Here is a 25,470-nt window from a genome sequence, read left to right as displayed (position 1 = left end):
AGCGGGTACTTCCTCGGGGCAGCCATCGGCTGGGTTCCTCTCATGAGACCCATCTGACCCTCTGTCACCCATCCCCGCATCTCGGGGGAACCTCCAACACGGGTCAGGACGTGGGGGTGGCTTCCACGGCTCTGCGCCTGCTCGACGAGACGTTTCTGGTCGTCCCGCGCCCTCGGTGCTCCCTGCCTGCGGGCGCCGGGGGACGCTGGTGAGCGAAAGGCCGGCGATGGCGGCTGGGTCCAGCTGTGGCGTTGATGGCGTGGCCCCTGTGCTCGCGGGTCTTCCAGCGCGAAGTGACGCTGCGGTGTCCGAAGCCCAGACTGCCCGCCTCTCTTACCGTCAGCCGCACGTCTCATACGTGAACTTCGTTGTGTCTGTGCCGATGCGCACGGAGTAGCGGCCTGGTTCGAAGCGCAGTCGGGTGTTCCAGTGGGCGGAGTGCCGCGTCCCGACACCGCGATTCGAGATGTCCGCGGGCCTGTGCCTACGGTGACAAGACCGCAAGGCCAGCGAGGCCAAGCAACTCCCGCCACCAGTCGACACACTCGCACGCGAAACCCGAAGTAGCGCACGACGGCCAGCACCCGGGCGGCAACGTCCTGACTCCATCGAGGAGGCGGCCAAACGTCGCGTATCCCCCGAACGCCATCCGCCTTGGGCTCAAGAGGTAGTGGCCAACCAAGCCCAGTGCGTAGTGACGGCTTGCTCCACGACGCCGTCAACGTCGACGCAAGCTCGTCGCCAGGGCAGCCTCCTTGAGAGCCCCGCACCACACATGAGGGTCCAGCTATGAGCACCGCCCCCAATCCGCCGATGCCTAACCCCCGTCAGTGCAACGGCTTCCTTGTCACTGTCAGCCTGCCGTCTCTGGTCATAGCAGCCCGCCTCCGCCGAGGTGACGTCTTCGCACTCCTAAAAACCCCCACCGAGCAGCTGGAGATTGAGGCCATTGCGCCCCATCCGGAACTCAGCTCACAACTGATCATCACGTCCACTGGGAGGACGGCTCAGCTCACGTTGCACGTCTACGACCACGTACGGCCTGTGCGCATGCCACGTACCGTCCAGGTCACGTGCCAGCTGTGCGGAGAGGGCACTATGACGGACCTTGACCTCGTAGCCCAGGGGGAGCCAAAGACCTGGGTCTGCAACCGGCACTAGGTAGCCACGGACGATACCTGGGGCGACCGCGGCGGTCGAAAGTGGGGCGCTGACCGTGATCGACAACAGCGGACGGCGAAGTTTCGCGGTAGTCCGCGGTGCGCAGAACCCAATCAGTTTGGACGACGTCTTCGTTTCGTGTCTCTCGCAGGGGGGCCCGCCGATACTCTCCGGTTGTCGTTCGGCTGGGTGAGGGCGTGGTCATCGTGCAGCGGGTATGGAGCAGCGATCGCAGACTGACCGCGATCAGCAGAGCAAGTCTCTCAGTCCCCGCACGCCAGGCCATGGTCGATAAGCAGCTGCTCCCCGGGCGGTCCGTCCTTGACTACGGCTGTGGCCGTGGGGGCGATGTGCGTGTACTCCAGCAGCTGGATTGCCAAGCGGTCGGCTGGGATCCGTTCTACCAAGCCGATACGAGGCTCGAGCCGGCGGAAGTCGTGCTCCTCACCTACGTCCTCAACGTCATCGAAGACCCACAGGAGCGCTGCAAGACCCTGAAGGAGGCGTGGGGCCTCGCTGAGACAGTCCTCATCGCCTCCGCTCGATTGACGTGGGAGAAGTCGAAGGTTAAGGGAGAGGCGTTTGGCGACGGCCTCCTCACCCGTCGGCAGACGTTCCAACACCTCTTCGGTGCTAGCGAGCTGCGGGCCTATGTCGAGGAAGTGACCGGGGTGCGGACGGTCTCCGCCGCGCCAGGGGTTGTCTATGCCTTCAAGGACGACCGAGCCCGGCTGAGTTACCTTGCCCGGCGGATCGTTCCCGATGCGGAGTGGCTCGCATCCGAGGACAGGACCTCAGCGATCGCAGCAATCGTCGACTACGTCGAGCGTCGAGGCCGGCTGCCACATATGGAAGAAGTCCCGCAACCAATGGCCGAGTTACTCGGTCACCTGCGCCCCAACGAGGTCCGTCGGCTCGTACGGGACTCTGCCGACTCCAGCAAGGTTAAAGAAGGCAGCAAGCGAACCACGCTCAACACCCTGCTGTTTCTCGCCGTGGAGCTCTTCAACGGCCGCGGCCCCTTCAGTAGCCTCCCGCTCAGTGTCCAACTCGACGTCCGCGCCTTCTTCTCCTCTTACAAGGAGGCCTGCAAGCGATCCGACCGGCTTTTGCTCAAACTGCGTGACGACGCTTATGTCCGAGGAGCTATGCACGCCTCCGCAGTCGGGAAGCTGACCCAGACCGCCCTGTACGTGCATCAGCGAGCACTCGACCGTATGCCTACAGTGCTACGCCTCTACGAGCACTGCGCCTCGATCGCCGCTGGCCGCCCGCAAGAATGGACCCTGACCAAGCTTTGCCACCAGGGCCGGGCGGTGAGTTGGCTGGACTACCCAGACTTCGATACCGACCCACACCCCAAGATCCTGACCTCCTACCAGGTCGAGATGAAAGCCCTCAAAACGTCCCACACGTCGTACGCCGACTCCGAGAACCGGCCGCTGCTCCACCGCAAGCACGAGTTCCTACCCCCCGACGATCCTGACGTCGAGAGATACAAGCGGCTGACGGCATCAGAGGTGAAGGCGGGACTGTACGAGCACCCTCACCTCATCGGCACAGAGGAGGGCTGGGAGAGGGAGCTCTTCCGGTGCGGCCGGGCCCTGCGGGGACATCGGCTGGTGCGCAGTACCCCAGGCTAAGGATCAGGCGGAGTCGGGCTGCAACCGCGCGATCAGGTCCGCCAGCTCCTCAACATCAAGGTCAGCTGCTTGGTTCGGGAACCAGGACATGCGGAGCCCGTTCTCTGCTGCGTCCTCGGGCAGCCCCATGGCGGTGAGTACGTGGCTGGGGGTGTACGAGGCGCTTGTGCAGGCGGAGCCTGTGGCGACGGCTACATAGTGGTTCAACTGGACGATGAGCGCCTCGGCATCCACGCCATCGAAGGACACGTTGAGGATGTGTGGGACGGTGTGGTCCTGGTCTCCATTGATCTGGAATCGGGTCTTCGCGAGCGCGTTCAAGAGCCGTGAGCGGAGATCCGCTGCGCCCTTGCTCCACTGCTTGTGTTCCTTCTGGAAGATCTTCGCCGCCTCAGCCAGGCCCATGATCAGCGGCACTGGCAATGTTCCCGGGCGCAGCTTCCGCTCCTGACCGCCACCAAACATGATCGGCTGCAGTGGCAGCCTGCCCGAGCGCCGGCGTCGGGTGACCAGCATGCCGACGCCCTTTGGAGCACCGATCTTGTGACCGCTGACGCTGATCATGTCGATCGGCGCCGTCAGGTCCTCAGGTACTTTCCCGTACCCCTGCGCGGCATCCACATGCAGATACGTCGGGGTCTCCCGCAGATATCCAGCGAGCTCGGCTACAGGCTGGACGACACCCGTCTCGTTGTTTACGTGCATCAGCGAGACGAGAAGCGTGTCGGGACGCAGCCTCTCCATCACCGCCTCGATAGAGACCCTGCCCGATGAACCAGGCTTGATGAAGTCGACCTCGAAACCACGAGACTGCAGGTGCTCCAGGGGCTCGATCACCGCCTTGTGTTCGATCGCCGAGGTGATGATGTGACGCCGACCACTCTGCTCGCCGTGGGGAGCAAGGCCGAGCAGCGCAATGTTGTTGCTCTCGGTAGCCCCGCTGGTAAAGATCAACTCGTCCGGTTCTGCGCCGACCGTGTTGGCGAGATACTCGCGCGCCTGCTGCACCGCGCGCTTCGCACGGGTCCCGTACTCGTGGGTCCGCGAGCCGGCGTTCCCGAAGTCCTCAGTCATCCAGTGCATCACCACATCGGCCACACGCGGGTCCACGCGCGTCGTAGCTGCAGCATCGAGATACGTCACCACTAGCCCCACCACACCTTTGAGCGTTAATCCTGCACGTCCTGTACGTCTTATCTCTGACGTACGATACCGTTGCACGCGTGGGATCATCTTCATCTTCGCAGCTCGTCGACAGCGCCACGTCCGCCGGTTTTGACTACATCTTTCCAGCCATCCGGGGCGTTCAGGCGGGTCGCGAGTTCTACGTGTCCATGTGCCCCCTGCGGCTCATCCCGAAGATCTTCCTCTTCGACGAGGATGAGCTAGCGCCGGAGGTTCGAGCCCAGCGCGTCTTGAACAAGGGGCGGCTCCCAGCGCTCACCCGGTACATCGTCGACAACCCGGACGACTACACCTTCAGCGCGCTCACTGCATCCGTCGATGGCGAGATGTACTTCGAGAGCATCGCCGACACCGGCATGGGGATGCGTGCCGGCCAAATCCGTATCCCGATGGCTGCCCGCTTCTTGATCAACGATGGGCAACATCGGCGGGCGGCTATCGAGCAAGCCCTGAAGGAGAATCCCGACCTTGGCGAAGAGACGATCGCCGTCGTCTTCTTCCATGACGCTGGGCTGGAACGCTGTCAGCAGATGTTCGCCGACCTCAACCGGCACGCGGTGCGCCCGCCGCGCTCGATCGGCGTGCTGTACGACCACCGAGATGACCTGGCGATCATGGCTCGCCTCTTGGCAATGAAGTCCCCTGTCTTCAAGGGACATGTCGAGATGGAGAGCAGCACCCTTGCTCAACGCTCCCGCAAGCTGTTCACCCTGAGTGCCGTCTACTCCGCTACCCAGTCCCTCCTGCAAGGGCTGGAGATCAAGAAGGAGAAGGCTCAGGAGCTGGCGGAGGCATACTGGGAGGCTGTCGACCTTGTGGTCCCCGACTGGGGGATGGTGCGCAAGCGTGAGCTTGCAGCTCCCGAGGTCCGCAAGGACTACATCCACAGTCATGGCATCGCCTTGCACGCACTTGGCCGGATCGGGAACTCGCTCGTGCGGAATTCCGAATCACCCCAAGTTTGGCATTCGAGGCTAAAGCTGCTGACTTCGGTTGACTGGTCCCGGATCAACCCAGATTGGGAGGGTCGTGCGCTGATCGGTGGACGTGTGTCGAAGAGCCACCAGAACCTGACCCTGACTGTGAACTACCTGCGCCGTCACATGAAGCTCCAACTCAGCCCGGAGGAGCAGCGTGTAGAGGACGCATACCTGCGAGGAGATGCATGAGCACCCCGAAGCCGTCGGCCCCCTTCCAAGGGAGGGCCCTCGCCGAAGTAGTTACTGAGCTCACGGAAGAGATCCGTGAGCTCTACACGGCTGACGAGGTGCCCTGGGTCATCGGCTACAGCGGCGGCAAAGACTCCACCGCTGTCCTCCAACTTGTTTGGCTTGCCCTCCAAGGGTTGTCAGATGAGCAGCGAACCAAGCCCGTACATGTCATCAGCACCGACACACTGGTTGAAAATCCAGTGGTGGCTGCCTGGGTCACCCAGTCCCTTGACACAATGGGTAAAGCGGCCAAGGAGCAAGGGCTGCCAATCGAGCCGCACCGCCTGATCCCTGAGGTGAAGGACACCTTCTGGGTCAACCTCATTGGCAAGGGCTATCCAGCTCCTCGGCCGAAGTTCCGGTGGTGCACGGAACGATTGAAGATCAAGCCGTCCAACGCGTTTATTCGCCGTGTCGTGCGCCGACACGGTGAGGCGATCCTCGTCCTCGGCATCCGAAAGACCGAGAGTCAGGCGCGTGCGCGCGCCATGGCGAAGCACGAGAAGCGTCGCGTGCGAGACCGTCTCTCTCCCAACGGCAATCTGCCGAACTCCCTCGTCTACAGCCCCATCGAAGCCTGGGGCACAGACGAGGTCTGGATGTTCCTGATGCAGTACTCCAACGCGTGGGGGCATCGGAACAAGGATCTGCTGACCATGTACCAGGGTGCCTCCGAGGACTCGGAGTGTCCCTTGGTGGTGGACGACACCACGCCTTCCTGCGGTGACAGTCGCTTCGGATGCTGGACTTGCACCCTTGTGGACAAGGACAAGTCGATGACTGCCATGATCCGCAACGATGACGAGAAGGAGTGGATGCGCCCCCTCCTGGAACTCCGGAATCTGCTCGACGACGTGTCGACGGAGAAGGAGGACCGAGACTTCCGGCGGATGAACGGCAACGTTCAACTCTTCCACGACGGTGTTATCCACGGCCCGTACACGCAGGAAGCACGTCAGAAGTGGCTGACAAAGCTCCTGGAGGCACAGACCCTCGTGAGGCAGACCGCACCGGAGAGCGTCCAGGGCATCGAGCTGATCTCGGAGGCAGAGCTGCACGAGATCCGCCGCATCTGGGTGTTCGACAAGCACGAAGTCGAAGACACGCTGCCGGCTATCTACGAGGCAGCGACGACCGAGAGGTTCCCCGGACGACCTCTCGACGAGCAACTGGTGCTCGGGGCCGAGGAGATCGACCTCCTCAAGGAAGTATGCGACGGCGACGACATCCACTTCACGATGACGCGTGAACTCCTCGCAGTCGAGCGGCAACACCGGACCATGACGCGGCGCTCCGGCCTCTTCAAGGAGCTGGAAAAGACGATCAAGAAGGGCTTCTACGAAAACGAAGACGACGCCCTTCAGTTCGCGAAGCGTAAGCAGGAGATCCGCGAATCTGCCCCGACCTACGTGACGCAGAACGAAGAGAACACCGATGCTCCTTCATAACATTGCACTTCATGACTTTGGCGCCTATCGCGGCAAGCAGTCTCTCGACTTGAGCGTTAAGCCCGGGAGGCCGATCATCCTCATCGGCGGTCTGAACGGATGCGGCAAGACAACCCTGTTGGATGCCATCCAGCTGGTGCTCTACGGCCGTCGGGCACGGTGTATCAACCGCCCCTACGAGTCCTACCTGCGCGAGAGCATCAACCGTAAGGCCAACTCGGCCGAGGGTGCGGAGATTGCCCTAGAGTTCTCCGTCGTTGTAGATGACCAAGAGCGGCACTACCGGGTTACCCGGAGCTGGCACACCAGCGGCAAGCAGCTCAAGGAATTCCTGAACGTGATCGTGGATGGCCAGTTTGACCGAATCCTCAGTGACGGCTGGGCCGACCACGTAGAAGACATCCTCCCGCTCGACGTAGCCTCGCTCTTCTTCTTCGACGGCGAAAAGATCGAGTCGCTCGCAGACCCCGAGCGGGCAGCCAACGTCATCGAGTCCGCGGTCCACTCGCTCCTCGGTGTGAGCACGGTGGAACAGCTCCGTACTGATCTTGTCGCGCTAGTACGACGACAGAGACTGTCCAACGAGGACCAGGCCGTCCTCGACCAGATCCGCGCCCAAGAAGCCGAGCACGAATCGGCAAGGCAGGAAATCGCGGATCGGACACAGACCTTGAGCGGTGTCCGATCCAGGTGTGACCGGCTGCAGGTGAAACTCCACAAGGTGGAGAAGGAATTCGAGCGGGCTGGCGGAAGGCTCTTTGAACGTCAGAAGGAACTCGAGAGCAACCACAAGGCCATTGGTGAGCTTCTGGCGACCCAGCGTGCTTCCCTGCGGTCTCTTGCTGCAGGACCGTTGCCTCTTCTGATGCTCCCGCAGCAGTTGGCCAGGCTCCGCGAACAGGCCGGGCGGGAGAAGGACGCCGACGACGCCACACGAGTCGTCGGCGTCCTGGAGAATCGCGATGCGTGGCTTCTTGACCAGCTTTCTGCGTCGGTGCCAGCTGCCGCACGTACGGCTTTGAAGAAGAAGCTGGCAGCGGATCGCGAGCGGCGCGAGAGCGCAGCAGAACTCAAGCAGAGCCTCGACCTGCCGCTTGACGCGCTTGAGCAACTCTCGGCTCTAGACGAAGCGCTCTCTCGGGATGCATCTCGAGCTCGCGAGCTCCTCAAGGAGTCCGCGGAGACGTCCGACCGTCTCGATGACGCTGATCGTCTCCTCGCTGGTGTGCCGGACAAGAAGCTGATCAAGGATCTTATTGAGAAGCGGAACGAGGCGATCGACACGCTCGCCGTCGCGAATGATGAACTCAAGCGTGGCGAGCAGCAGTTGGAGGAGGTCAAGAGTCGGCGGGCCCGCATCGGCGCCGATTTGGAACGAGCGCAGCAGAAGCGAGTCAAGACGCTCATCGAGATCGAGGAGCTCGAGCGAGTCGTCACGTTCGCAGGCAAGGCACGAGACACGCTGGAGAAGTTCGGCGAGGCTCTGCTGCGGCGCCACATCAGCCGGCTGGAAGTCGCTGTCCTTCAGAGTTTCAAGGCCTTGATGCGTAAGAGCGGCCTCATTCACGATCTGCGGATCGACACCGTCAAGTCCAATCTCATTCTCGCGGACTCCGAAGGTGAACCTATCGATCCCGGACGGCTCAGCGCGGGCGAACGGCAGCTGCTTGCCATCTCGCTGCTCTGGGGCCTGGCCAAGGTTGCCGGAAACAGGCTGCCAAGCGTGATCGACACGCCTCTGGGGCGCCTCGACAGTAGGCACCGCCAGCACCTGGTCGACCGGTACTTTCCTAACGCCGGTCGGCAGGTCCTTCTGCTGTCCACGGATGAGGAGATCGACGAGAACCTCCTCAGCCGATTGAAGCCCTCCCTCGCACACACCTACACCCTTGTCCACGACGACACGTCGTTCACCACAACCGTCGAGACTGGCTACTGGTGGACCGCAGGAGCCCCGCATGTCGCTTGAGACAGTTCGCCTCTCGCAGACGGCGAAGGATCAACTCATTTGGTTGAAGCGCAACACCGGTCTGACCCAGTGGAATGAACTTTGCAGGTGGGCCCTGGCGCTGTCGCTCCGAGACTCATCCACGCCACTGGTGAAGGAGGTCGTGACCGACTCCAACGTCGAGATGTCGTGGAAGACCTTCACCAGCCCGTACGGAGACATCTACCTGGCTCTGCTCAAGCAGCGGTGCCTCATGGACGGCGAGGAGCTCTCGGACGAGGCCATCGCCCGGACGTTGACGGTGCACCTGCACCGCGGCATCGGCTACTTGCACGGCCGGCCCGACCTTCGGTCCGTCGAGCAGCTCGTCTCCACCGCCACGGGATAGCTCCCAGCGGATGGATGATGTCGGCCCGCCCCGCCTATAGGTGGGGCGGGCTTCTGCATGCCGGCTTGGGCCGATGCCGCGGCTGGATGCCGCTAGCTCCGTACTTCGCGGGTCACTCTTTTACACAGCCTCCGAGCTTGATCACGGTCCTCAAGTGATCGTGCTTCGGCGGGTTCTGCAACTCAGGCCGCCGCGCTGATCGGTGGCTGACCCCCTGCGATCAGTTGATCTTCCCGAATGGATGACCTGCGGAGAACGGATCTAGCGCCGGGCTGGGCCGGCACCCGCTCGACCTTCCCACGGCATCGAGCGCCGGGGCACCCGTCCACCAGTGGCACTACCCGCAGTACGCCCTCACTCAGCAGTCGTAGCTCTTGAGCGTCTTCGAGGCACCGGTGGCCGACTTCAGGTAGTCGTTCTCCGACTTCAAGCTCTCGTTCTCCGCCGTCGACTCCGCCAACTGCACGACGAGTCCGGCAGCCATGGACAGGACCCCCTCATGCTTTTCCTGAAGCCCCTTGCACTTCCAGGCGAGGACCCCGATGGTGGTGGCGGCCAGAACGCTGGCGCCGGACTTAACCACGACCCTGGCTTTGCCGAACTTACCCCCGGCTGACCCGGCACCGTCCTTGCCGATGCAAACGTGGCCCGTCTGGTGCGAGTGCTGTTGAGCCTCGCCGAGATGGTCGCTCTGATACGAGCACGATCCGCATTGGTAATGGGTCATCAGTCGTTCCTCTCCCGATGGGGGATGAGCTTGGCACAGGTCACGTGCCTCCTGCGGCCACTTGGTCATCCTCCGTACGCCCACCGACGCTGAGGGAAGGATGCGCACCTACATGGGCGTGCGCGCCCGCTGGTTGTGGGCTATGCCGTCAACGCTCCCAGGAGGGCCCATGGCGCGCCAGGGGTAGCTCGTTCAGGTCTTTGGCCAGCGGGGATGCGTCGGTTCCAGGCTGAGGAGGTCGAGGAGATGGAGCTGGACGCCGCGGCTGATGACGGTGATCGGCGGGTAGGTGGCGCCGACGACGCCTAGCCGCAGGCCGGAGAGATGGTGGAGGATCACCGGGCCGGTAGGCCGGACCTGCTGGTTGCCGGGATAGAGCCCGGGCATCTTCTGGTCGCTCCCGAGGGCCCGCGGACCTGGCGCTCGATCAGGCAGAGAACCTCCAGCAACAGCTGCAACAATAGGAGCAGTTGCCCGACCACTGTAGATGAGGGCCAGTCAGGCGCCGCGCACATCAGGCCGATCCGCCAACGCATGTCGGTGGTATCCAGTACCCTCGCAAGACAACTGAATGAGCACCGCTTCAACACCCGGACGCGAGCCACCGTATGGGGTTCGCCACCAGACCTCCTGGAGCGATCATGATCAGCCACCCCGTCGAGGGGGCTATTGTCGCGCTGCAACAGAGCGCGCGCGTCACCTTCGACACCTACCAGCTCGACAGGATCGATCGAGCCCTCGACGAGCTTCTGCGAAACCCTTCTGACGAGTCGACGCCGACGGAGTACCGCGTCCGGTCAGCCATGGGACACGCCTATGAGGTACTCGAACGCCGCAAGACCATCGCCCCTCTCGTCCACCTCGACGCAGAGCACACCGAGCAGGGTGTGAACGACCGGGACTATCCGCTGGTTGAGATCAACGAATGGCTGCGCAGCGAACCCGGAATCTCCCAGGAGCAGCGTGCCCTGCTCCAGGCGCTCGCACGTGGTGAGGATGCCGCGAGTCTCGCGCATTGTGAAGGCTTACCCGTAGCTCGAGTGCGAGAGCGCATCAGCCGCGCCCGGAGGGCAGCCCGCGAGAGCTGGAAGGCATCGGTGCCGGCTGCATGAATCCGAGACTCCTCCGACTTCGCCCGTGGATCGTACGAGCACTCATCCCACCGCAGTACATCGGAACTTACGTGCTCTACACGTCGACAGGCGTCCCGAGTTACGTCGGCCGCAGCGACACAGACCTCCGGCGACGGCTCCTCCGACACTGCACGAACCGGCGAGGCGCGTACTTCACGTACGACGTCCACAACAGTCCGCTGAACGCCTACGAGGTCGAGTGCGCACTGTTCCACACGCTCACGCCCGGGGTCACCAACCGCATACACCCGGACCATCCCGCCTACCAAAAGGCCATCTGCGTGTACTGCCGGGCCGTACAACGCACTGTGCGGAGACTTCGCCTCGCACCCCAGGCCTTCAAGATCGATCCCGCTACCAGTTCGAGTGAGGACCACTGATGACGACAGCCCCTCTGTTCCAGGCCCCCGGCGACCAGCGCGCCAGCATCATCCAGATCGACCGCGCCCTGGAATCAATGCGTGACGCTGGCTTCGACCTGACGGCCGCCATTGGCGAGCCTCTGGACAACTCCATCCAGGCCGAGGCCACCTTGATGCGAGTCCTCCCGGTGTACGGAGCTCGCAAGAAGACCATCGAGAAGTTCATCATCTCGGACAACGGCGTCGGCATCGACCCTGCGATCATGCACAACGTGCTGTCCATGGGCTACAGCGCACGCTACAACGAGCGCGACGGCCTAGGCCGTTATGGGATGGGACTGAAGCTCGCCGGACTGAGCATTGGCGAGCGCATCGACATCTACAGCAAGCGCGCCAACAGCTCGACGATCCACCACAGTTACGTGGACCTTGAAGAAGTCAGGGACGGCAAGCAGGAGTACATCAGCACCGACGAGGTCCAGGAGTGGCCTGAGGAAGCCGCAAAGCAGATGGTGGGCAGGGACGGCCGCCCACTCGCCTCCGGAACTGTAGTGATCTTCAGCAAGATTGACCGCCTGTCCACTGGCGGCACATACGGTACGTCCCTGGACGAAAAGATCGCCGACCTCCGCAAGTTCATCGCGCGCGCCTTCCGGACCTACATCGACACGGGTCGCACCATCGAACTCGAAGGCAAGCCGGTCACACTTCACGACCCCCTCTTCCTGAGGGACAACCCTCGAATCATCGCAAAGTACAAATCCCAGAAGCTCGACCCCCGCGGCATTGTCGTCGAGGAAGGCGACATCGAGATCGACGGCCACAAAGTCCATGTAAAAGTCGGCCTGGTACCCGTTGAATTCCGCCCCTACGCCGGGGCAGGTGGACTTGTGGATCACCAAGGCCATGACATCACGGAGTTCCAGATCAACCCGGAGAATGCTGCAAAGATCAGCATCCTGCGTAACGGCCGGGAGATCTTCTACGACGGTATCCCTCGTCTCCTGGAGGCGGCACGGACAGACAAGGCCATCCGGTACGTGGCCATCGAGGTCTCCTTCCCCGCAGAGTTGGACGAGTACTTCCAGGTTCGGAACGTCAAGCGCGGCGCCGAGCCCGTGACGAAGCTCCGGAATCAACTGAAAGAGTGGCTGAAACGACCCGTGCGGCAAGCCCGCGGCCAGATCCGCGAATATTGGACCGAGGTCGACACGCGAAAGCGTCTCGAGAGCGGTCCGCATGACGGAAGCATGGCTACCGCAGAGCGGGCCAACCACAACCTCCCGCAGGGTATTGCGGGACGGACTGTAACTCCGGAGCAGGAGGAACAAATCGTTCTGGACGCGGCAGAAGACATGGGGCTTGACCCAGTAGTCGATGCCGTAAAGGTCGATGCACTACGCGAACAGATCCTGACCAAGCCCATTACTCTCTTTGATGCGAGCTGGCCCGGTAAAGAGTTCATCGTGGTTCAGCACCTCAACGGCAAGGCCGTGGTGAAGTTCAATCTTCGACACACGTTCTTCCGTGAGGTCTATGTGCCGTTGAAGAAGCTCGCTGACCAAGGCACGGACGGCCTCACGCCGGAAGACATGCTCGACCTCGCCCGTCGTGCCGAAGCAGCGATCGATCTCCTGTTCATGGGCTATGCCCGCGCGGAATCGATGTCCCAGAACGCAGAAGAGGACTACAGCCAACTGCGCACGCATTGGGGCATGTTCACCGAGGCCATGCTGAAGGAAGAGCTCAAGGACGAGTGACTCTGTGCCCGGCCCGGCCCGGCCCGGCCCGGCCAGCACCGGCATCACGCTCCAGCCAGGCTTGGCTGATTCCTGCGGCCGGAACCCCTTGTTTCAGGCATCGGGCTCCGCGGATGCGTTGTGACCTGCAGGATGCCGTAAGGGGCGAACTCAAAAGTCACCAGCGATGCGGTCGTCCAACGGCCGTCGACACCAGGTACAGATCACAGTGGGAAGGCAGTGAAGGATGTTCGGCTCGGGCGGCAGGCTCACGTTCCGCGACTACGCGCAAGGCACCTGGGGGAGCTTCGATACCCCGGCGGGACGGGTCGACTACATCATGACCAAGGCCCGCCTTGGTGGGGACGCCGACACGCCTGAGCGTCAACTGACCAAAAGCCTGGCCCCAGTACGAGAGGTTATGGACGCCGGCGACCTGGACTTCAACCAGCTCTTGCAGCGCGATCTCGATGACCACCGAGTGGCGGTCAAACTGATCCCATACCTACTCAAGCCTCAAGCAACAGGCCCGGCATTCTTTCCTCCCATCGTCGCAGTGCTCCTGCCGTTCCGGAACAAGCAGCCGACGTTCTTCCCCGTACTCGGAGAGGGCACAGCGGTCAACGCGGACGAAGCCGAGTGGGAACAGCAGCAGGCCGGAAACGCGTTCCAGACGCAGCGCCTGCTCGGCGCCGACGGCAAGCCCCACGGGGCGAACGTCGGCAAGCTGTGGTGGAACAACACCGAAGCGCGCCTGGTCGTGCTGGACGGCCAGCACCGAGCCATGGCCCTGCTCGCTATCGAGCGGACGCTGACGAAGTCATGGCAGGAGACGTCCGCCGTCAAATTCCGTTCGTTCTACGAGCACCAGGTTCTTCGTGCGCTCGAGGAACACGGTGCCGGCGAGCCTGACCTGTCGAAGGTTGAGGTCCCTGTGACCGTGTGCTGGTTCCCGGACCAGACCGGCGAAGGCGCTCGCCCCCATGAAGCCGCGCGGAAGTTGTTTGTCGACGTCAACAAGGAAGCTCGTCCGCCGAGCGAGTCTCGCATCATCCTTCTTTCGGACGCCGAGCTGACCAACGTCCTCACACGAAGCATGCTCAGCGAGCTGCGCAGTCGCAGTGAGGACTCCTACCTCCCTCTGTACGCGGTGGAGTACGACAACCCCGAGGTCAACAGCTATCGGCCGGCCCGTTGGTCGGTGCTCACCAACATCAATTTGCTGAAGATGGCTGTCAACCGGTGCGTATTCGGCCCGCAGAAGTACCTCACCAACGTCGCGCTGCAAAATTCCGGCAGGGAAGGTGATGAGGCGCGTGACAGGTTCATGCGCGCCCAGCTCGACCTTCCGTCGCTCCTGCCGAAGTACTTCGAAGATGGTGGCCGGACCGTCGACCGAGACACCGTCGGTGACAAGCAGTTCCCGCTCGGGAGGTTGGACGCGCTGAGTGACAGGTTCAGGGAGACCTGGGGCAAGGCAATCTTGACGCTCTTGTCTAGCACCGCCCCCTACGCTGCACACGCCTCGGCCTTGACGAACCTAAAGAACGACTGGCTTCCCGCAGACACCTTCGCGGCCCTCGCTCATGATGCGTTGTTCGGCGGGGTGGGCGTCTTTTGGACCCTCCGCGACAGCTACGAGCACTACAAGGACCACCGGGACAGTGGCAGCAGCCGACAGCCCAAGTCGGACGTTATTCGCGCCTGGGAGGCCCTCAAGGGCAAGGAAGGCGACTTCGACGAGTACCGGGCATTGGAATACTTGGGGTCGAGGCGGCCTGAACGGGTTAAAAGGTGCAGAGAAGCGTATTCCGTGCTGAATACGCACGCCTGCCAGCTTGGCCTCGTTGTGACCTTGGGGTCGCTCTGGGAGTTGCGAAAGGTACAGCCGGGGGGTGTGGACCTCAAGGATCTGCCAGTCTTCGCCGAGGCCCTCGTCGGTGGATGGAATTCCTTCTTCCAGATCGAGAGCGGAAAGGCGCGCGACCGGAAACTTGCGTTCAACAAAGTGGGCATCTCATATCCGATCAACCAGATCGTGAACATGGAATCCCCGCAGGCCATCTATTTCCGATACTTCTGGATGCAGGCGCTCGCGGTGCCTGATGCCTGGTCTCACGTGGCTACTTGGTTGCCAGACCGGGATGCCTTCGACCGCACGCTAGAGCAGGCACGACGAGCGTATCTGGAGCTGTGCATCAAGCAGCAGTTCAAGGCTCTGAAGACGAACCGCCCGACCGCGGACGATAAGGACCTTAAGCATGATGCGGAGAAGCAGGCGACCGGGGCGCTCAGGAGCGCGCTGAAGAACTGGTTCCAAGTAGATGAAGAAGACTTCGCAGAGTGGCTTAGCCGCCCGGTCCCGCGGCAGCGCAAGACCGGCGAGGCGGTACTAGACGACGCTTTGACTGAAGCAGAGTAGACCGCGGACCGAGCGCCCGATGGTCGGCCGCTGACCTTTGGCGCACCTCAGGTACCAGGTGCCTCCAGCTACGTGCTGGGGGCACCTCCTCACGGAGTCCCGTGCCGCCACGAGAGGATCGGCAGCGCCCCTGCGGCGCAGTCTGAAATTCCAAGGATTTCAGCGGGCAACGTGCCGCTTCTTCAGTTCTGATGGCACCCTGCGGTTTCTCGCACAGGTGTAGGGGATCAAGCGCCTTGGCGTGGGACACCATCGACCTCGGGGCTTGGCTGCGGCCGTTGGACAAGCACCTGAACCAAGCGGGCACCCGAAGGTGAACCACCGGCGACACCGCTATTTCGGGTCCCAGACAGCGCTGAAGAGGGCCAGCTCGAGCACGTCTGGGGCTGTGGGCCAGTCGATCGCCGCGGCCGCGAGTCGATCGTTGGCGGCGTACATCCACCGGAGGTAGACGTCGTAACGGTGGGAACTCCAGCCACTGTCGCGCCAGATCCACTTGGCGATCGCCTCGGACCACTCGTAGCCAACCGCACGTCCAGCCCTCATGGCGTGCCGGCGCAGGACCCCGGCCAGCACGCTGTCGAGGATCAGGGGGCGCGGGCCCTTCACCTCAGGCAGCGCGAGGCCCGCGAAGTAGAGGAATTTGGTCAGGAACGCCGGCCCGATGCCATCGAGCGTATTCAGCACCTCGTAGGCGGCGACCGCGCCCTCATCGACGAGCAGGGACACCGCCTCGGTGAGGACGGCCTCAGCGCTGGGCTGGGCGAGCAGCTGACGAGTGCGGTACGGGCCGTAGCCCGTAACACCGTAGCCCCACACCTGCGTGGCCACGAATGCCTGTGCCCAGCTCTCGGACTGCTCCGCGGCCTGGACTGCGGCCACGACGTCAGCTCGACTCACCGAGGCCGAATCGGCCGCCGCCCGGTCGGCGAAGGTGGTGGGCCATGGCGTTACGGCCATCCACATGGATGGCGCGTACGGGATGGTGTGAGGGCCGCTTCCGTTCGCGTACCGCCGGCCGCGCTCTGGGTCGGCTAGCCACTGCCCCAGTGACTCCACTGCGCTTTCCGGCAGCAGCAGTTCGAGCATCGTCTCATCGAGCTTGTCCGCCCGGCTCTGGTCGTACCTCATGGCTAACGTCGCCCCCGTGTCCTCATGTGACGCGTCATCGTGGCATGTAGCGGTGGCTGAGGCGTCCCGCCGGCCCTCGCACTGCTGGCTTTGCCCGCTTCCCACTCCTGCGGTCACCACGTCACCGCCTACCATGGGGCAGCTCGGCGCCGGCCTGCTATTCCTCTGCCAGGTGTGCGTTCTGCTCTGCCTTGCGCAGTGATCTGCCGAGCCGGGAGCGAGTACATGAGGGGGAACGTGGCCGAGATGCCGCCAAGGACTGTGCCGCCGCAGCCGATGCAGATTTCGTCGTGGCAGCAGGCCGAGCTCAACGCAGCCATCTGGATGCGCCACTGGGGCTATACCGATGCCACCGCACGCCCCGGAGGCCCGGACTCCGGCATCGATGTCCGCGCTACCGGCGCACTGGGACAGGTCAAGTACCAGGCTGCCCAGGTCGGGCGTCCGGAACTGCAACGTTTCGTGGGTTCGCGCCCCTACGGGTCGACCGCACATCTGATCTTCTTCACCGGCAGCGATTACGCGCCCACCGCCGTGGCCTACGCCCAGGAGTGGAACATCGCGCTCTTCAGGTACCGCTTGGACGGCGCGATGACGCCGGTCAACAACACGGCACGCCGCATCCACCGCTCCTCCGCATCCACCGGGCCCATAACAGCTCGGAACCCCGAAACGGTCGGAGAACAGACATTCTGGCGGCGGAACTGGCGTGTGGTCGCGGGTGTTTGTCTCCTCATGGCACCGTTGGGCTCGATCGGAGACGAGAAGACCTACACCGGCCCGCTAGTCCTGGACATCCTGAAGCTCATCGGCATCCTCCTGGTGTGCTGGTCGCTCGGCACGTTCCTGATAGCCGCACGGTTCGGCATCCGGATCTCCCTCCAGATCCGTCCCTTCCGGGCGGGCATCGCTTCTCGGCCAGAAACGAGCCCAGCGACAACGGTGGGCAGGACTCGTGTGCCACGCCCCACGCACGACCGCGCCACAGCGGCCTCCACAACCCAACAGGATGGCTTGGTGGCTGAGGCCGCACGTCTACTCCGTACCGGCGGCAAGCAGCATCACGTCGACAAGATCCTTAGAGATCGCGGCGTCGGATTCATGGATCGAGGCCACATCCTTAACGAAGCCAAGAAACTCAACAAACATTCCTGAGAACCTTCCACCCGTTACATGGAGGCTGGCCTTCCCGTTCCCGGCTACGATCGCAGACGACAAGATGGGCTGCGCCGGGGTGTCGAACTGGAGCAACGCCGGCGCACTCCTCAGCTCAGGCTAAGCCCGTGCCGGATGATGGACACCTGAATGCCCTTCATCGAAGACTACCGGGTGAGCTGCGCCTAATAACGGGTCCCCAAGCTGCTGATGGAGCTCAAGGTCCCTACGGCTTGGAAGCGACTACTTCCGCGAGCCTTCGCTTGGCGATTGCTTCGTCGAGTGCCTGCTTGAAGATCCGCAGGAACGTCTCCAGAGACCGTGGCCTATCGTCGAACCACTCGTCACGAAGCACTTCAAACCCTCCGTGCGCGTACTTGTTGAACTCCTTGACTCCCTCTTCGCTGAGGTGGTGTCCGGAGGAATTAGGGTCTAGGAGCTTCTTGATCTTCGCGTGAACGTCCTTCTTCTCGCTCATTTTGATTCCAAGGTCTTCCAGTTCCTGGGTCAGGAACAGGGCAACGAGGACTTGCTTCCGCGGTGCGTACCTATCTGGGAAGTACGGAATGAGCTCAGGCGCCGCACTGTTAGGCGTTTGTATCTTATTTCCGGTGGCAATACCTGCCATGAAGCAGAAATAGAAGGCGTCAAAACCGATCCGAAAATCCTTCTCATATAGGGCCTTAAACCATTCTCTGGCGTCGTCACGAAGCCGGAATGGCTGTGGCGCCCGTGCCGGTTCATTCGTCATAGCTACACCTCCTCACTTTCCATCTGAAAGTCATCGAAGAAGGCTTCATTCGCGATCATGAATCCATCGGAGCTTTCCGCGGTGCCCACAAGTTGTCGCGCCTCGTCTTCGTATCTTTTGGTTCCGGAGCCTTTACGGAAGATGGTCAGGAACTGAATCTCGTCGTTGCTTGACTTCTTCAGGGAGTGTACGAAGCCCGGACGCTCCGTGGAGATGATGAAGGTGATGAACTGGCTCGTGAGCGCGGGAATGAGCTCGCCGATTCGTCGGCGTACATCCAAATCGATCGCGCCGGCAGGGCTGTCCACCACAAACGGAAGCTGATGCTCGGATCGATCGAAAAGGGTCGCAAGGAATGCATAGGCTACGGATAGCGTCTCGCCCATGCTGCCGGCTTCTTGATCCTTAAGCTTAAGGCATTTGTTGATTTCGGCAATGGTGATGTCGTTATTGGGGAGAAGTTCGTGGATGCGTTGATTTGCATCATCCCGCACTTCTGTGAGGATACCTTTCCGTGCCTTGCTGTAGGCAGCCTCGATGATGCCGTTGAGGATGTCCCGCTTCTCTCGCAGGTCGCGGGTTTCTGTAATCTCTGCGAGGCGCAGCTCTGCCTCGCTGATGCGCCCCTCAATGACCTTGATCCCGAAGGTTCGCTCGTCCTTCTCGTCCTCAGACTTGTTCTTGAATTTCTCTAGCTCTTGATCGATTACTGATATCCGTGCGCGAAGGCGCTCGATCTGTTCTTTTGCTTCCTTTACGGATGGGTCCGCTTGCTCGACCTCTAGTCGCAGTTGATCGAGTTCATTTTGGGCATCGCGTTCCTTACCGACGGAGACTTCGAGCGCTGCGATACTTTCGAGGAGCTCATCCTCTGGGGTGGTCCGAGACTCTCCGACAGCTTCATGAATCGATGACTTCATCGAGTTGAGTAGTGAAACGTCGTCCGATCCGAGGTATTGGTGTGCACGTTGCTGAATTACGCTGCGCACCTCGTCATCTATGGGCCGTCCACAAATGCACTCAGATTCAGCCGCCAGCTCTTCGAAAAATTCTCGGGCCGCGCTTTCAGGCAGCTTTACGCGATCGAGGCCAGTCTTGAGGTCGTAGAGCTTCTGGGCGAAGAATGGCGACAAGGCGTGCGGGTTACGCATGGCCTCCAGCAGGTCTGTGGCTTCCTCGCGGGCCTTTTGGGAAAGCTGAGTACAGCGTGATTCCAGCTTGGCTACTTGCTGACCGTGCGCTTCGCCCTTCTTTGTCGCCCGGTCGTAGAGGTCCACTCGATCGGAAAGTTCCGCAGCGAGCTTGTCGCGTTCATCCTTGAGCTGCTTCCGCTGTGAAACAAGGAAGGTTCTGCGCTCGCGGAGTCTGCCGAGCCTGTTACGGCGCTGGATGAGGCCCTTTTCCTCAGTCGCCGTCACTGTGCTGGCGTGACGATCCCAGTATTCGGACACCTTCCTTTTGATGGCAGGGAGTGAGTTGATTTGAAAGAGATTTTCGACAACCGTCTCGGCTCGGATTTCTTGTGGGTTGAGTAGGTCCTTAGCGAGCTCCCCATCAAACACAAAGAACTTTACGAATGTCTCGGTAAGGAATCTTTGGAAATCGCGAGGGGGGTGAAAGCCGTCGATCTGGCCTTTTCCATGTGTAGTCTTGTAGGAGGCCCTTCCGTTTTCGAAATCCAGGTTCAAGATGATAGTGACGAGCTGCTCGTTAAGTTGCAGCCTCACTTCGAAAGAGCCATGACTGGGTCGACTTTCTCGCTTCTGGAGTCCTTTGACCATGTCCCGGTCCCAGCTGCCGTCAGTCGCCGAGCCAGACAAGGTTGCCCGCAGCAAGTCGATTGTCGTGGTTTTGCCTGTGCCGTTGGGCATCTGAACTAGAGAGGTACTGTGGAGCCCCCCGGCCTGGCTTCGGAAGTCCACATGGTGATCGGGGCATCGGAGCCCGGTGGCCGTCCACCCGAGAATCTGCATGACTGCCGGCATCAGAAAAGCTCCTCTGCGTCGCGGCGGCTAGTGGTCGTGCTCTCGTATAGAACATCGAGTCTGCGCTCAGCTGCATCAGAGTCGTTGACGTCTTCGTTGCCCGATGTGACAGCGGTCATCCAGGCGATAAGCCGTTGTGCCAGCTTCGGATCTTGTCCAGCCTCGGCTACGGCATTTCTGATGCCTTCGGTTACCTTCGAATCTAGGCTCATTTAGAATTCTCCTGCTGACGGATGCCCGACAGATCCGTCAGCCACGTTTGTCTTTCCATGTCAGAGTTCGGCGTGTCGTTTTCCGAGGCACGCACGAAGTCAACGATGCTTGCGACCTTTCCAAGGTTCGCAGGATCGGTTCGCAGCGACCTTCCGATTCGCTGGATGGTTTCCAGGTGGGCGCGCGCTGATGAGAACAGCACTACGGTGTTGAGGGAGCGGATATCGATACCCTCGGACAAACGATGGCAGGTCACCAAGCACTGAAGATCGCCCCGCGCGAACCGATCTAGGGTGCTCGACTGTTCGTTAGTGAAGTAGCTGTGAAAGTCAGGCCTGTACTTATGAATGAGGTCGAGAACTTGTTGCCCGTACTCTTGCGTCTCCGTGAAGACGACGCATCTCTCCAGGAGTTCGGGATATGCTGCTATGAAGTTATCGAACTCAGGAAGTTTTGCCTGGGAGGTCTTGTGGACTTTGGCCAGTTCAATTGCAACATCTTTTTCGCTCATCGGATCGCCTGCTGCTGCCCGTGCAGCCTTCTTGGCGTGCACATCCCGCAGGCGCTTTCGGTCATGCTGTGTGAGTTCGTAAGGCAACGGGAAGTAATTAAAGGGAGCAAGGATCCCGCGCTGAATTGCCTTGTCTAGGCCGAACTCCATGAGTACGGGGCCTACGTGTTCCTCAATGAAGGCATTGCCAGCGTCATCGTATTCTCGGTCTGGTGTGGCGCTCAATCCCAGCCGGTACTTGATTGGATCGGACAGTCCGGCGAGGCGTTGCGTTGTGCCGGCACTGCCGAGCCCGTGAACCTCGTCGTGTACCAGCAGGGTTCGCTGGGCACGCTGTGAGGAGAGCTTGCGAAGAGTCGCTGCCAGCGGATCGCGCGTGGGCCCTTTGTCGCGCGAGACCAGCAGGATGCGGTCCTTCGTTTCGAGGGAGTAAGCCTGTAGATCCTTATGTGAACCGAAGTCTCTATACAGTCGGACCTGGCGGGGAAGGTTCCGCTGGGCTTGCAGGAGCTCTGTATGCCACTGTTTGAGTAGGTCGGTTCCTTGCATGGCTATGATGACGTTGTCGATCCGACCCATTTCGAACAGCGCCTTCATGATCTTCAAGGCCGTTCGAGTCTTGCCCGTCCCGGTCGCCATATTGAGGACGCCGCGCTCCGCTGCGAGGAAGACTTTGAGTGCCTCATCCTGGTGGCGCCACTTATTGCTTTGTGGCTGCTGCTGCGTGCGCGTGTTAGCCCGGTAGGTCTGCAGGAGCCGCTGCCTGGCTGCCTCGGGGAACGAGTACACGTCGACGCCGATGTCGGTACCGGTCCATACCTGGTCAAAGTGTTGTCGCTTGCGTGCTGCCCGCACGGGTGACTCCCATGCTGGGTAGACGTCTATGCACTCGCGGTTGTTCTCGAACGCGTTCCGTGACTCGTTCGATGACCCGCTGAACGCGACATACTCGCCGTCCGTGTCCTCGAAGACGCCGATCTTTTCGTGGTAGATGCCGGACCCGTGCTTAGGAACCGCGATCCGAATCTCCAGTCGTTCCAACTCAAGAAGGCGGCTGAGCCGTGCGACGCCGTCGCCGACACCGTCTGCGAACTCTTCAGAGACGATCTGCTCCAGTCGCTCGGCGCAGATCGCTTCCTTGGACGTGCCGTTGGCTATCGCGTTGAGATCGACTTCAGTGAGCTCGACGCTCGTGACCAGGCGGATCTTGCCATCATTGAGGACGAACTCACCCAGATGGGACCCGAAGGACTCCAGAGCGGTGCTCGAGAAGTAGCCGACTGCCCGCCAGTAGGTGCACGCCTCGCGCAGGGCCGGGCGAAAGAACTCATCGACGAGGTTGTTGTATCCGGATCTGTAGTCTTCCTGATACCGGAGGTTCCTCAAGGCCACGGAGATGTGACTCCCTTCAGATGCGCTTGCATCAGCACCACTGGCGGTTCGTCCATACGCAAAGCTTGCGGGTCAAAGCATGCCAGGACCTGCTGCGCCGTTGGGCGACGGACAAGCATTCTCGCGTGATCGCGGCTGAGTTGGCGCGCCCGGTTGAGGAATGTGGCCTTCCGTCGGCCAAGAGGCCGACCGCTGCCGCGTTTGGCAGGCGCCCGCGCCTGGGCGGGGCCTGCGAACGCCGGCCCCGAGTGGTGTGCCCTGGTGGAGGGCGAGCCGAACCGGCCTGCCACGTCTACCTCGTGGGCACGGCCAAGGAGGCGACCCCGTCCCGGCCACTGAGGGAGGGCCTGGAGCGCCTCTTGGCGGCCCCCGCAGGAGGAGAAGGTCGTCCGCTCACCAGGAGTCGCGGAAGGCCCAGAAGCCCACGCTGAGCCAGCTGGCCAGCCCCTCCATCCTCTCGGAGGGCGGAAGTGGACCGCCCGCGGATCCGGCAGCCCAAGCCCGAGGCGCCGGCCGCGATGAAGACCCGTCTCGGCATCTCCGTGACCGGCCGATCCGAGATTCCCCCACAGGGAGCCCGTCACCGCCACGCAGGATGGAGGGGTTCCTCCCAGGCGGGGTGGCTGATGGCCCCCTTAGCGCTTGCCGAAGAGGGGGTAACGGCGATGAGACGAGACGACTTTCCGGTCATGATGGAGTTCTTCCGGGCCCGTCTGCGTGAGGATGAAACTGCTGCTCGCGCAGCGAAGCCCGGCAAGGTTGCAGGCACCGGGTCCTCGCCGACGTCGCCGCCAAGCGCCGGCTCATGCACTGAGCGTTTTCAGTGTGGCCACTGATCGGGTGACGGGCCGGTGTGAGGTGGGGTGCGCAACGGACAGGGCTCCCGTGCCGTTGAGGGAGGTGTTCGACGTCTCATCTCAGCAGCCCAGGAGCCCTGTTGGTTCCCTATCCTGCCGCACTCGACCTGCCCCACGCTCTGGTCGAGTGGGTCACGATGCTCGTCGTCACCCGTGAGGGTGACCGGCGGTGCAAACTTCCGCCGCACCGCCGTGCGCTGGTCGCACTCGTATACCTGCGCCGCCACGACACCCTCGCCCAGATCGCCGGAGCCTTCGGGATATCCGTCGGCACCGCCCACTCCTATGTCACCGCGATCACTGGCCTGCTCGCCGAGCAGGCGCCGGGCCTGCTGAAGACGCTGCGCACGCACGACCCGGACTTCGTCCTCCTGGACGGCACGCTCGCCGAGTGCGACCGCGTCGGAGACGGCAGGGCCGACTACTCCTCGAAACACAAAAGGCACGGCGTGAACGTGCAGGTCGTCACCGACCCGAGCGGCAAGATCCTGTGGCTGTCGCCGGCACTGCCCGGCAGAACCCACGACCTGACGGCCGCCCGCACCCATAAAATCCCCCGGATCTGCGAACGCCAGGGCGTCCCGATCCTCGCCGACATGGCCTACATCGGCGCCGGCGACTGGGTCACCACCGCCAAGCGCCGACCGCCGGGCGGTGAACTCATCGTCACCGAGCAGACCTTGAACCGAGCCCTGTCTGCTGCCCGGGCGCCTGTCGAGCGAGGCATGGCACGGCTGAAGTCCTGGCAGATCTTCCGCAGATCCCGCATCAGCCCCAACCGCATGAGCGTCATCACGAAAGCCGTCCTCACCCTGGAGAGGCAACGCTGAAAACGCTCACTGGGTGGAGGAGTCTCCGCGGAAGGCGGAGGACAAGGGCTCCGCCCTCTTGGAGACGGCGGTCGCCAGGATTTCGCTGAGCCTTCGTAGCCCGGTGATCTGCGAACTCGTTGCGGCGTATGCCGACGACCCCGACTTCCGGCCCGACTGGCTGCCGATCGAGGGCGAGCAGGAGTTGGCTGAGGAGTACGAGTCCGGTGCGTACGAGAGCAGCGCCCGCAGGCGGGGCCGCACCGTCTGACCCGCAGCGGTATGAGTGCCCGTCACTGGGCCTTTTCAGTGCGGCCACTGATCGAGTGACGCCGGTGGAGTGGGTTGGGGTGTGCAACGGACAGGGCTCCCGAGCCGTTGAGGGAGGTATTCGCCGGCTCACGGAGTGTCGGAACAGGACCTCCTTGCTCAGACCCGCAGGGTGACCGAGCAGCTGTTGGTGAATCTGGAGAAGGTCGGCGCCAAGGGGGAGTGACGGCTGGGTCTCATGGTCGTGAGCGGCACTGGGCGTCACGTGTGACGGGATGACACTCGCGCCCGGTTACCACGCACACCTGAGGGGGTCTGCCACGGTACTCAGCCATCCGGGCTGCATGCTCGATGCGGATCATTTCCTCCGTTTCGGCAAGGCTGGTGCGGCCGAAACTTTCGCTGCTTACTGCTCGCGCGACTTGGCGGATCGTCATGAAGGCGAGCTCTGGCAGCGGCTCGTCGAGCTGATTCCATGCGGCGACCTTCCGCGCGGCTCGAGTACCGAGATTCTTGGCTGCGGGCTTTGACGCGTGGTCGAGCGCGCGCTCGCGAAGGATCTGCTCGCTGGCCCGGTCGACTGATCCGGCGACCGAGACGCCCCGAGCACCCGCGAAGAACCCGTGGTCGGCCTGTGCCATACAAATCCGGGCAGCGATACTCCCTTCGCGGAGTTGGATGATCAGGGTCTCGAGCTCTTCAACGGAGCGTCCACCGGGGGAGTGGGCACGCTCAGCAGCCAGGCGAGAGGGCAGAAAGTCGCGCAGAACCGCCGCCTTCACCAGCACTTCGGCCGCGCCTCGGATCGCGACCCCGTAGGGAACGATGTCAGCCATGAAGTCAGGATGCGCTAGACGGCCGTACGGCACACTGGGCTGCGAGGAAACTGGTTCATTGAAGCCGCCGCAGGGCTATCCTGTGCGGCTCATTCGCTCTGAGGTTCCCCCGCTGTGCGGGAGCGGTTGACTAGCTGATCAGGGCGGGTCGACGGGGTTTCAGGTTCGCTTGTTCGGTCGTCGCCTGGTCGGC

20 protein-coding genes are annotated in these 25,470 nt (G+C 62.3%); 11 read left to right on the top strand and 9 right to left on the bottom strand.

The window, feature by feature from the left end; translation table 11 throughout:
• Positions 1-1,367 precede the first annotated feature (1,367 nt).
• Positions 1,368-2,804 carry a DNA phosphorothioation-associated putative methyltransferase gene (locus ACIQZO_RS39470; protein WP_403636108.1) on the top strand — a complete coding sequence of 479 codons (1,437 nt, stop codon included), beginning with the start codon at positions 1,368-1,370 and terminating at the stop codon, positions 2,802-2,804.
• Between the two features lie 3 nt (positions 2,805-2,807).
• On the opposite strand, the gene dndA is transcribed toward ACIQZO_RS39470, so the two are convergent.
• The gene (dndA, locus tag ACIQZO_RS39465) at positions 2,808-3,950 is read right to left on the bottom strand and encodes a cysteine desulfurase DndA (protein WP_403636105.1); all 1,143 of its coding nucleotides are present in this window, start codon (positions 3,948-3,950) and stop codon (positions 2,808-2,810) included.
• Between the two features lie 77 nt (positions 3,951-4,027).
• Here dndA and dndB point away from each other — a divergent pair, with 77 nt between their 5' ends.
• The 4 genes from dndB to dndE are packed head-to-tail and all read left to right on the top strand — an operon-like array spanning position 4,028 to position 8,984.
• Positions 4,028-5,158 (top strand): DNA sulfur modification protein DndB, encoded by a 1,131-nt coding sequence (dndB, locus tag ACIQZO_RS39460; protein ID WP_403636103.1) that lies wholly within the window; start codon positions 4,028-4,030, stop codon positions 5,156-5,158.
• Entirely contained in the window at positions 5,155-6,648 is a 1,494-nt protein-coding gene (dndC, locus tag ACIQZO_RS39455) for a DNA phosphorothioation system sulfurtransferase DndC (protein ID WP_403636102.1), read from the top strand. Before dndB ends, dndC begins: the two co-directional genes overlap by 4 nt.
• The gene (gene dndD / locus ACIQZO_RS39450; RefSeq protein ID WP_403636101.1) at positions 6,635-8,617 is read left to right on the top strand and encodes a DNA sulfur modification protein DndD; all 1,983 of its coding nucleotides are present in this window, start codon (positions 6,635-6,637) and stop codon (positions 8,615-8,617) included. The genes dndC and dndD overlap by 14 nt, the downstream gene beginning before the upstream one ends.
• Complete coding sequence (gene dndE / locus ACIQZO_RS39445) at positions 8,607-8,984, top strand: DNA sulfur modification protein DndE (RefSeq protein ID WP_030711233.1); 378 nt, start codon at positions 8,607-8,609, stop codon at positions 8,982-8,984. Before dndD ends, dndE begins: the two co-directional genes overlap by 11 nt.
• A gap of 358 nt (positions 8,985-9,342) precedes the next feature.
• On the opposite strand, the gene ACIQZO_RS39440 is transcribed toward dndE, so the two are convergent.
• Both ACIQZO_RS39440 and ACIQZO_RS39435 read right to left on the bottom strand, forming a co-directional pair.
• Complete coding sequence (locus tag ACIQZO_RS39440; RefSeq protein ID WP_403636099.1) at positions 9,343-9,711, bottom strand: hypothetical protein; 369 nt, start codon at positions 9,709-9,711, stop codon at positions 9,343-9,345.
• A 192-nt stretch (positions 9,712-9,903) separates the two neighbouring features.
• The gene (locus tag ACIQZO_RS39435; RefSeq protein WP_403636097.1) at positions 9,904-10,098 is read right to left on the bottom strand and encodes a hypothetical protein; all 195 of its coding nucleotides are present in this window, start codon (positions 10,096-10,098) and stop codon (positions 9,904-9,906) included.
• Positions 10,099-10,352: 254 nt separating this feature from the next.
• Here ACIQZO_RS39435 and ACIQZO_RS39430 point away from each other — a divergent pair, with 254 nt between their 5' ends.
• The 3 genes from ACIQZO_RS39430 to ACIQZO_RS39420 all read left to right on the top strand — a co-directional run bounded on the left by ACIQZO_RS39430 (position 10,353) and on the right by ACIQZO_RS39420 (position 15,367).
• Complete coding sequence (locus ACIQZO_RS39430) at positions 10,353-10,823, top strand: hypothetical protein (RefSeq protein WP_403636096.1); 471 nt, start codon at positions 10,353-10,355, stop codon at positions 10,821-10,823.
• A 400-nt stretch (positions 10,824-11,223) separates the two neighbouring features.
• Positions 11,224-12,966 carry an ATP-binding protein gene (locus tag ACIQZO_RS39425; protein WP_403636094.1) on the top strand — a complete coding sequence of 581 codons (1,743 nt, stop codon included), beginning with the start codon at positions 11,224-11,226 and terminating at the stop codon, positions 12,964-12,966.
• A gap of 226 nt (positions 12,967-13,192) precedes the next feature.
• Entirely contained in the window at positions 13,193-15,367 is a 2,175-nt protein-coding gene (locus tag ACIQZO_RS39420; protein WP_403636093.1) for a hypothetical protein, read from the top strand.
• Positions 15,368-15,700: 333 nt separating this feature from the next.
• On the opposite strand, the gene ACIQZO_RS39415 is transcribed toward ACIQZO_RS39420, so the two are convergent.
• Positions 15,701-16,498, bottom strand: coding sequence for a hypothetical protein (locus ACIQZO_RS39415; RefSeq protein ID WP_403636091.1), 798 nt, complete (start codon positions 16,496-16,498; stop codon positions 15,701-15,703).
• A gap of 246 nt (positions 16,499-16,744) precedes the next feature.
• Between ACIQZO_RS39415 and ACIQZO_RS39410 the strand changes: the two genes are divergently transcribed.
• Positions 16,745-17,653, top strand: coding sequence for a restriction endonuclease (locus ACIQZO_RS39410; RefSeq protein ID WP_403636106.1), 909 nt, complete (start codon positions 16,745-16,747; stop codon positions 17,651-17,653).
• Positions 17,654-17,879: 226 nt separating this feature from the next.
• On the opposite strand, the gene ACIQZO_RS39405 is transcribed toward ACIQZO_RS39410, so the two are convergent.
• The 4 genes from ACIQZO_RS39405 to ACIQZO_RS39390 form a co-directional block, all read right to left on the bottom strand.
• Positions 17,880-18,404 carry a hypothetical protein gene (locus ACIQZO_RS39405; RefSeq protein ID WP_403636089.1) on the bottom strand — a complete coding sequence of 175 codons (525 nt, stop codon included), beginning with the start codon at positions 18,402-18,404 and terminating at the stop codon, positions 17,880-17,882.
• Positions 18,405-18,406: 2 nt separating this feature from the next.
• Entirely contained in the window at positions 18,407-20,275 is a 1,869-nt protein-coding gene (locus ACIQZO_RS39400; RefSeq protein WP_403636088.1) for a hypothetical protein, read from the bottom strand.
• Positions 20,276-20,388: 113 nt separating this feature from the next.
• Entirely contained in the window at positions 20,389-20,601 is a 213-nt protein-coding gene (locus ACIQZO_RS39395; RefSeq protein WP_403636086.1) for a CxC ATPase DNA modification system associated small protein, read from the bottom strand.
• Positions 20,598-22,505, bottom strand: coding sequence for a DEAD/DEAH box helicase family protein (locus ACIQZO_RS39390; RefSeq protein ID WP_403636084.1), 1,908 nt, complete (start codon positions 22,503-22,505; stop codon positions 20,598-20,600). The genes ACIQZO_RS39395 and ACIQZO_RS39390 overlap by 4 nt, the downstream gene beginning before the upstream one ends.
• 937 nt (positions 22,506-23,442) lie before the next feature.
• Here ACIQZO_RS39390 and ACIQZO_RS39385 point away from each other — a divergent pair.
• Positions 23,443-24,192, top strand: a complete 750-nt coding sequence (locus ACIQZO_RS39385; RefSeq protein ID WP_403636083.1) for a transposase family protein — start codon at positions 23,443-23,445, stop codon at positions 24,190-24,192.
• 13 nt (positions 24,193-24,205) lie between these two features.
• Positions 24,206-24,442: a hypothetical protein gene (locus ACIQZO_RS39380; RefSeq protein ID WP_403636081.1), complete on the top strand. Its 237-nt coding sequence runs from the start codon at positions 24,206-24,208 to the stop codon at positions 24,440-24,442.
• A gap of 235 nt (positions 24,443-24,677) precedes the next feature.
• Here ACIQZO_RS39380 and ACIQZO_RS39375 read toward each other — a convergent pair whose 3' ends face one another.
• A complete protein-coding gene (locus ACIQZO_RS39375) occupies positions 24,678-25,277 on the bottom strand; it encodes a hypothetical protein (protein WP_403636080.1) in 600 nt (199 codons plus the stop codon).
• Between the last annotated feature and the right edge of the window lie 193 nt (positions 25,278-25,470).

It is taken from the genome of Streptomyces sp. NPDC097617 (assembly GCF_044761485.1).
Lineage (GTDB): Bacteria > Actinomycetota > Actinomycetes > Streptomycetales > Streptomycetaceae > Streptomyces.
Note: the sequence above shows the minus strand (reverse complement) of the source record. Positions and strands in the feature narration are given on the sequence as shown.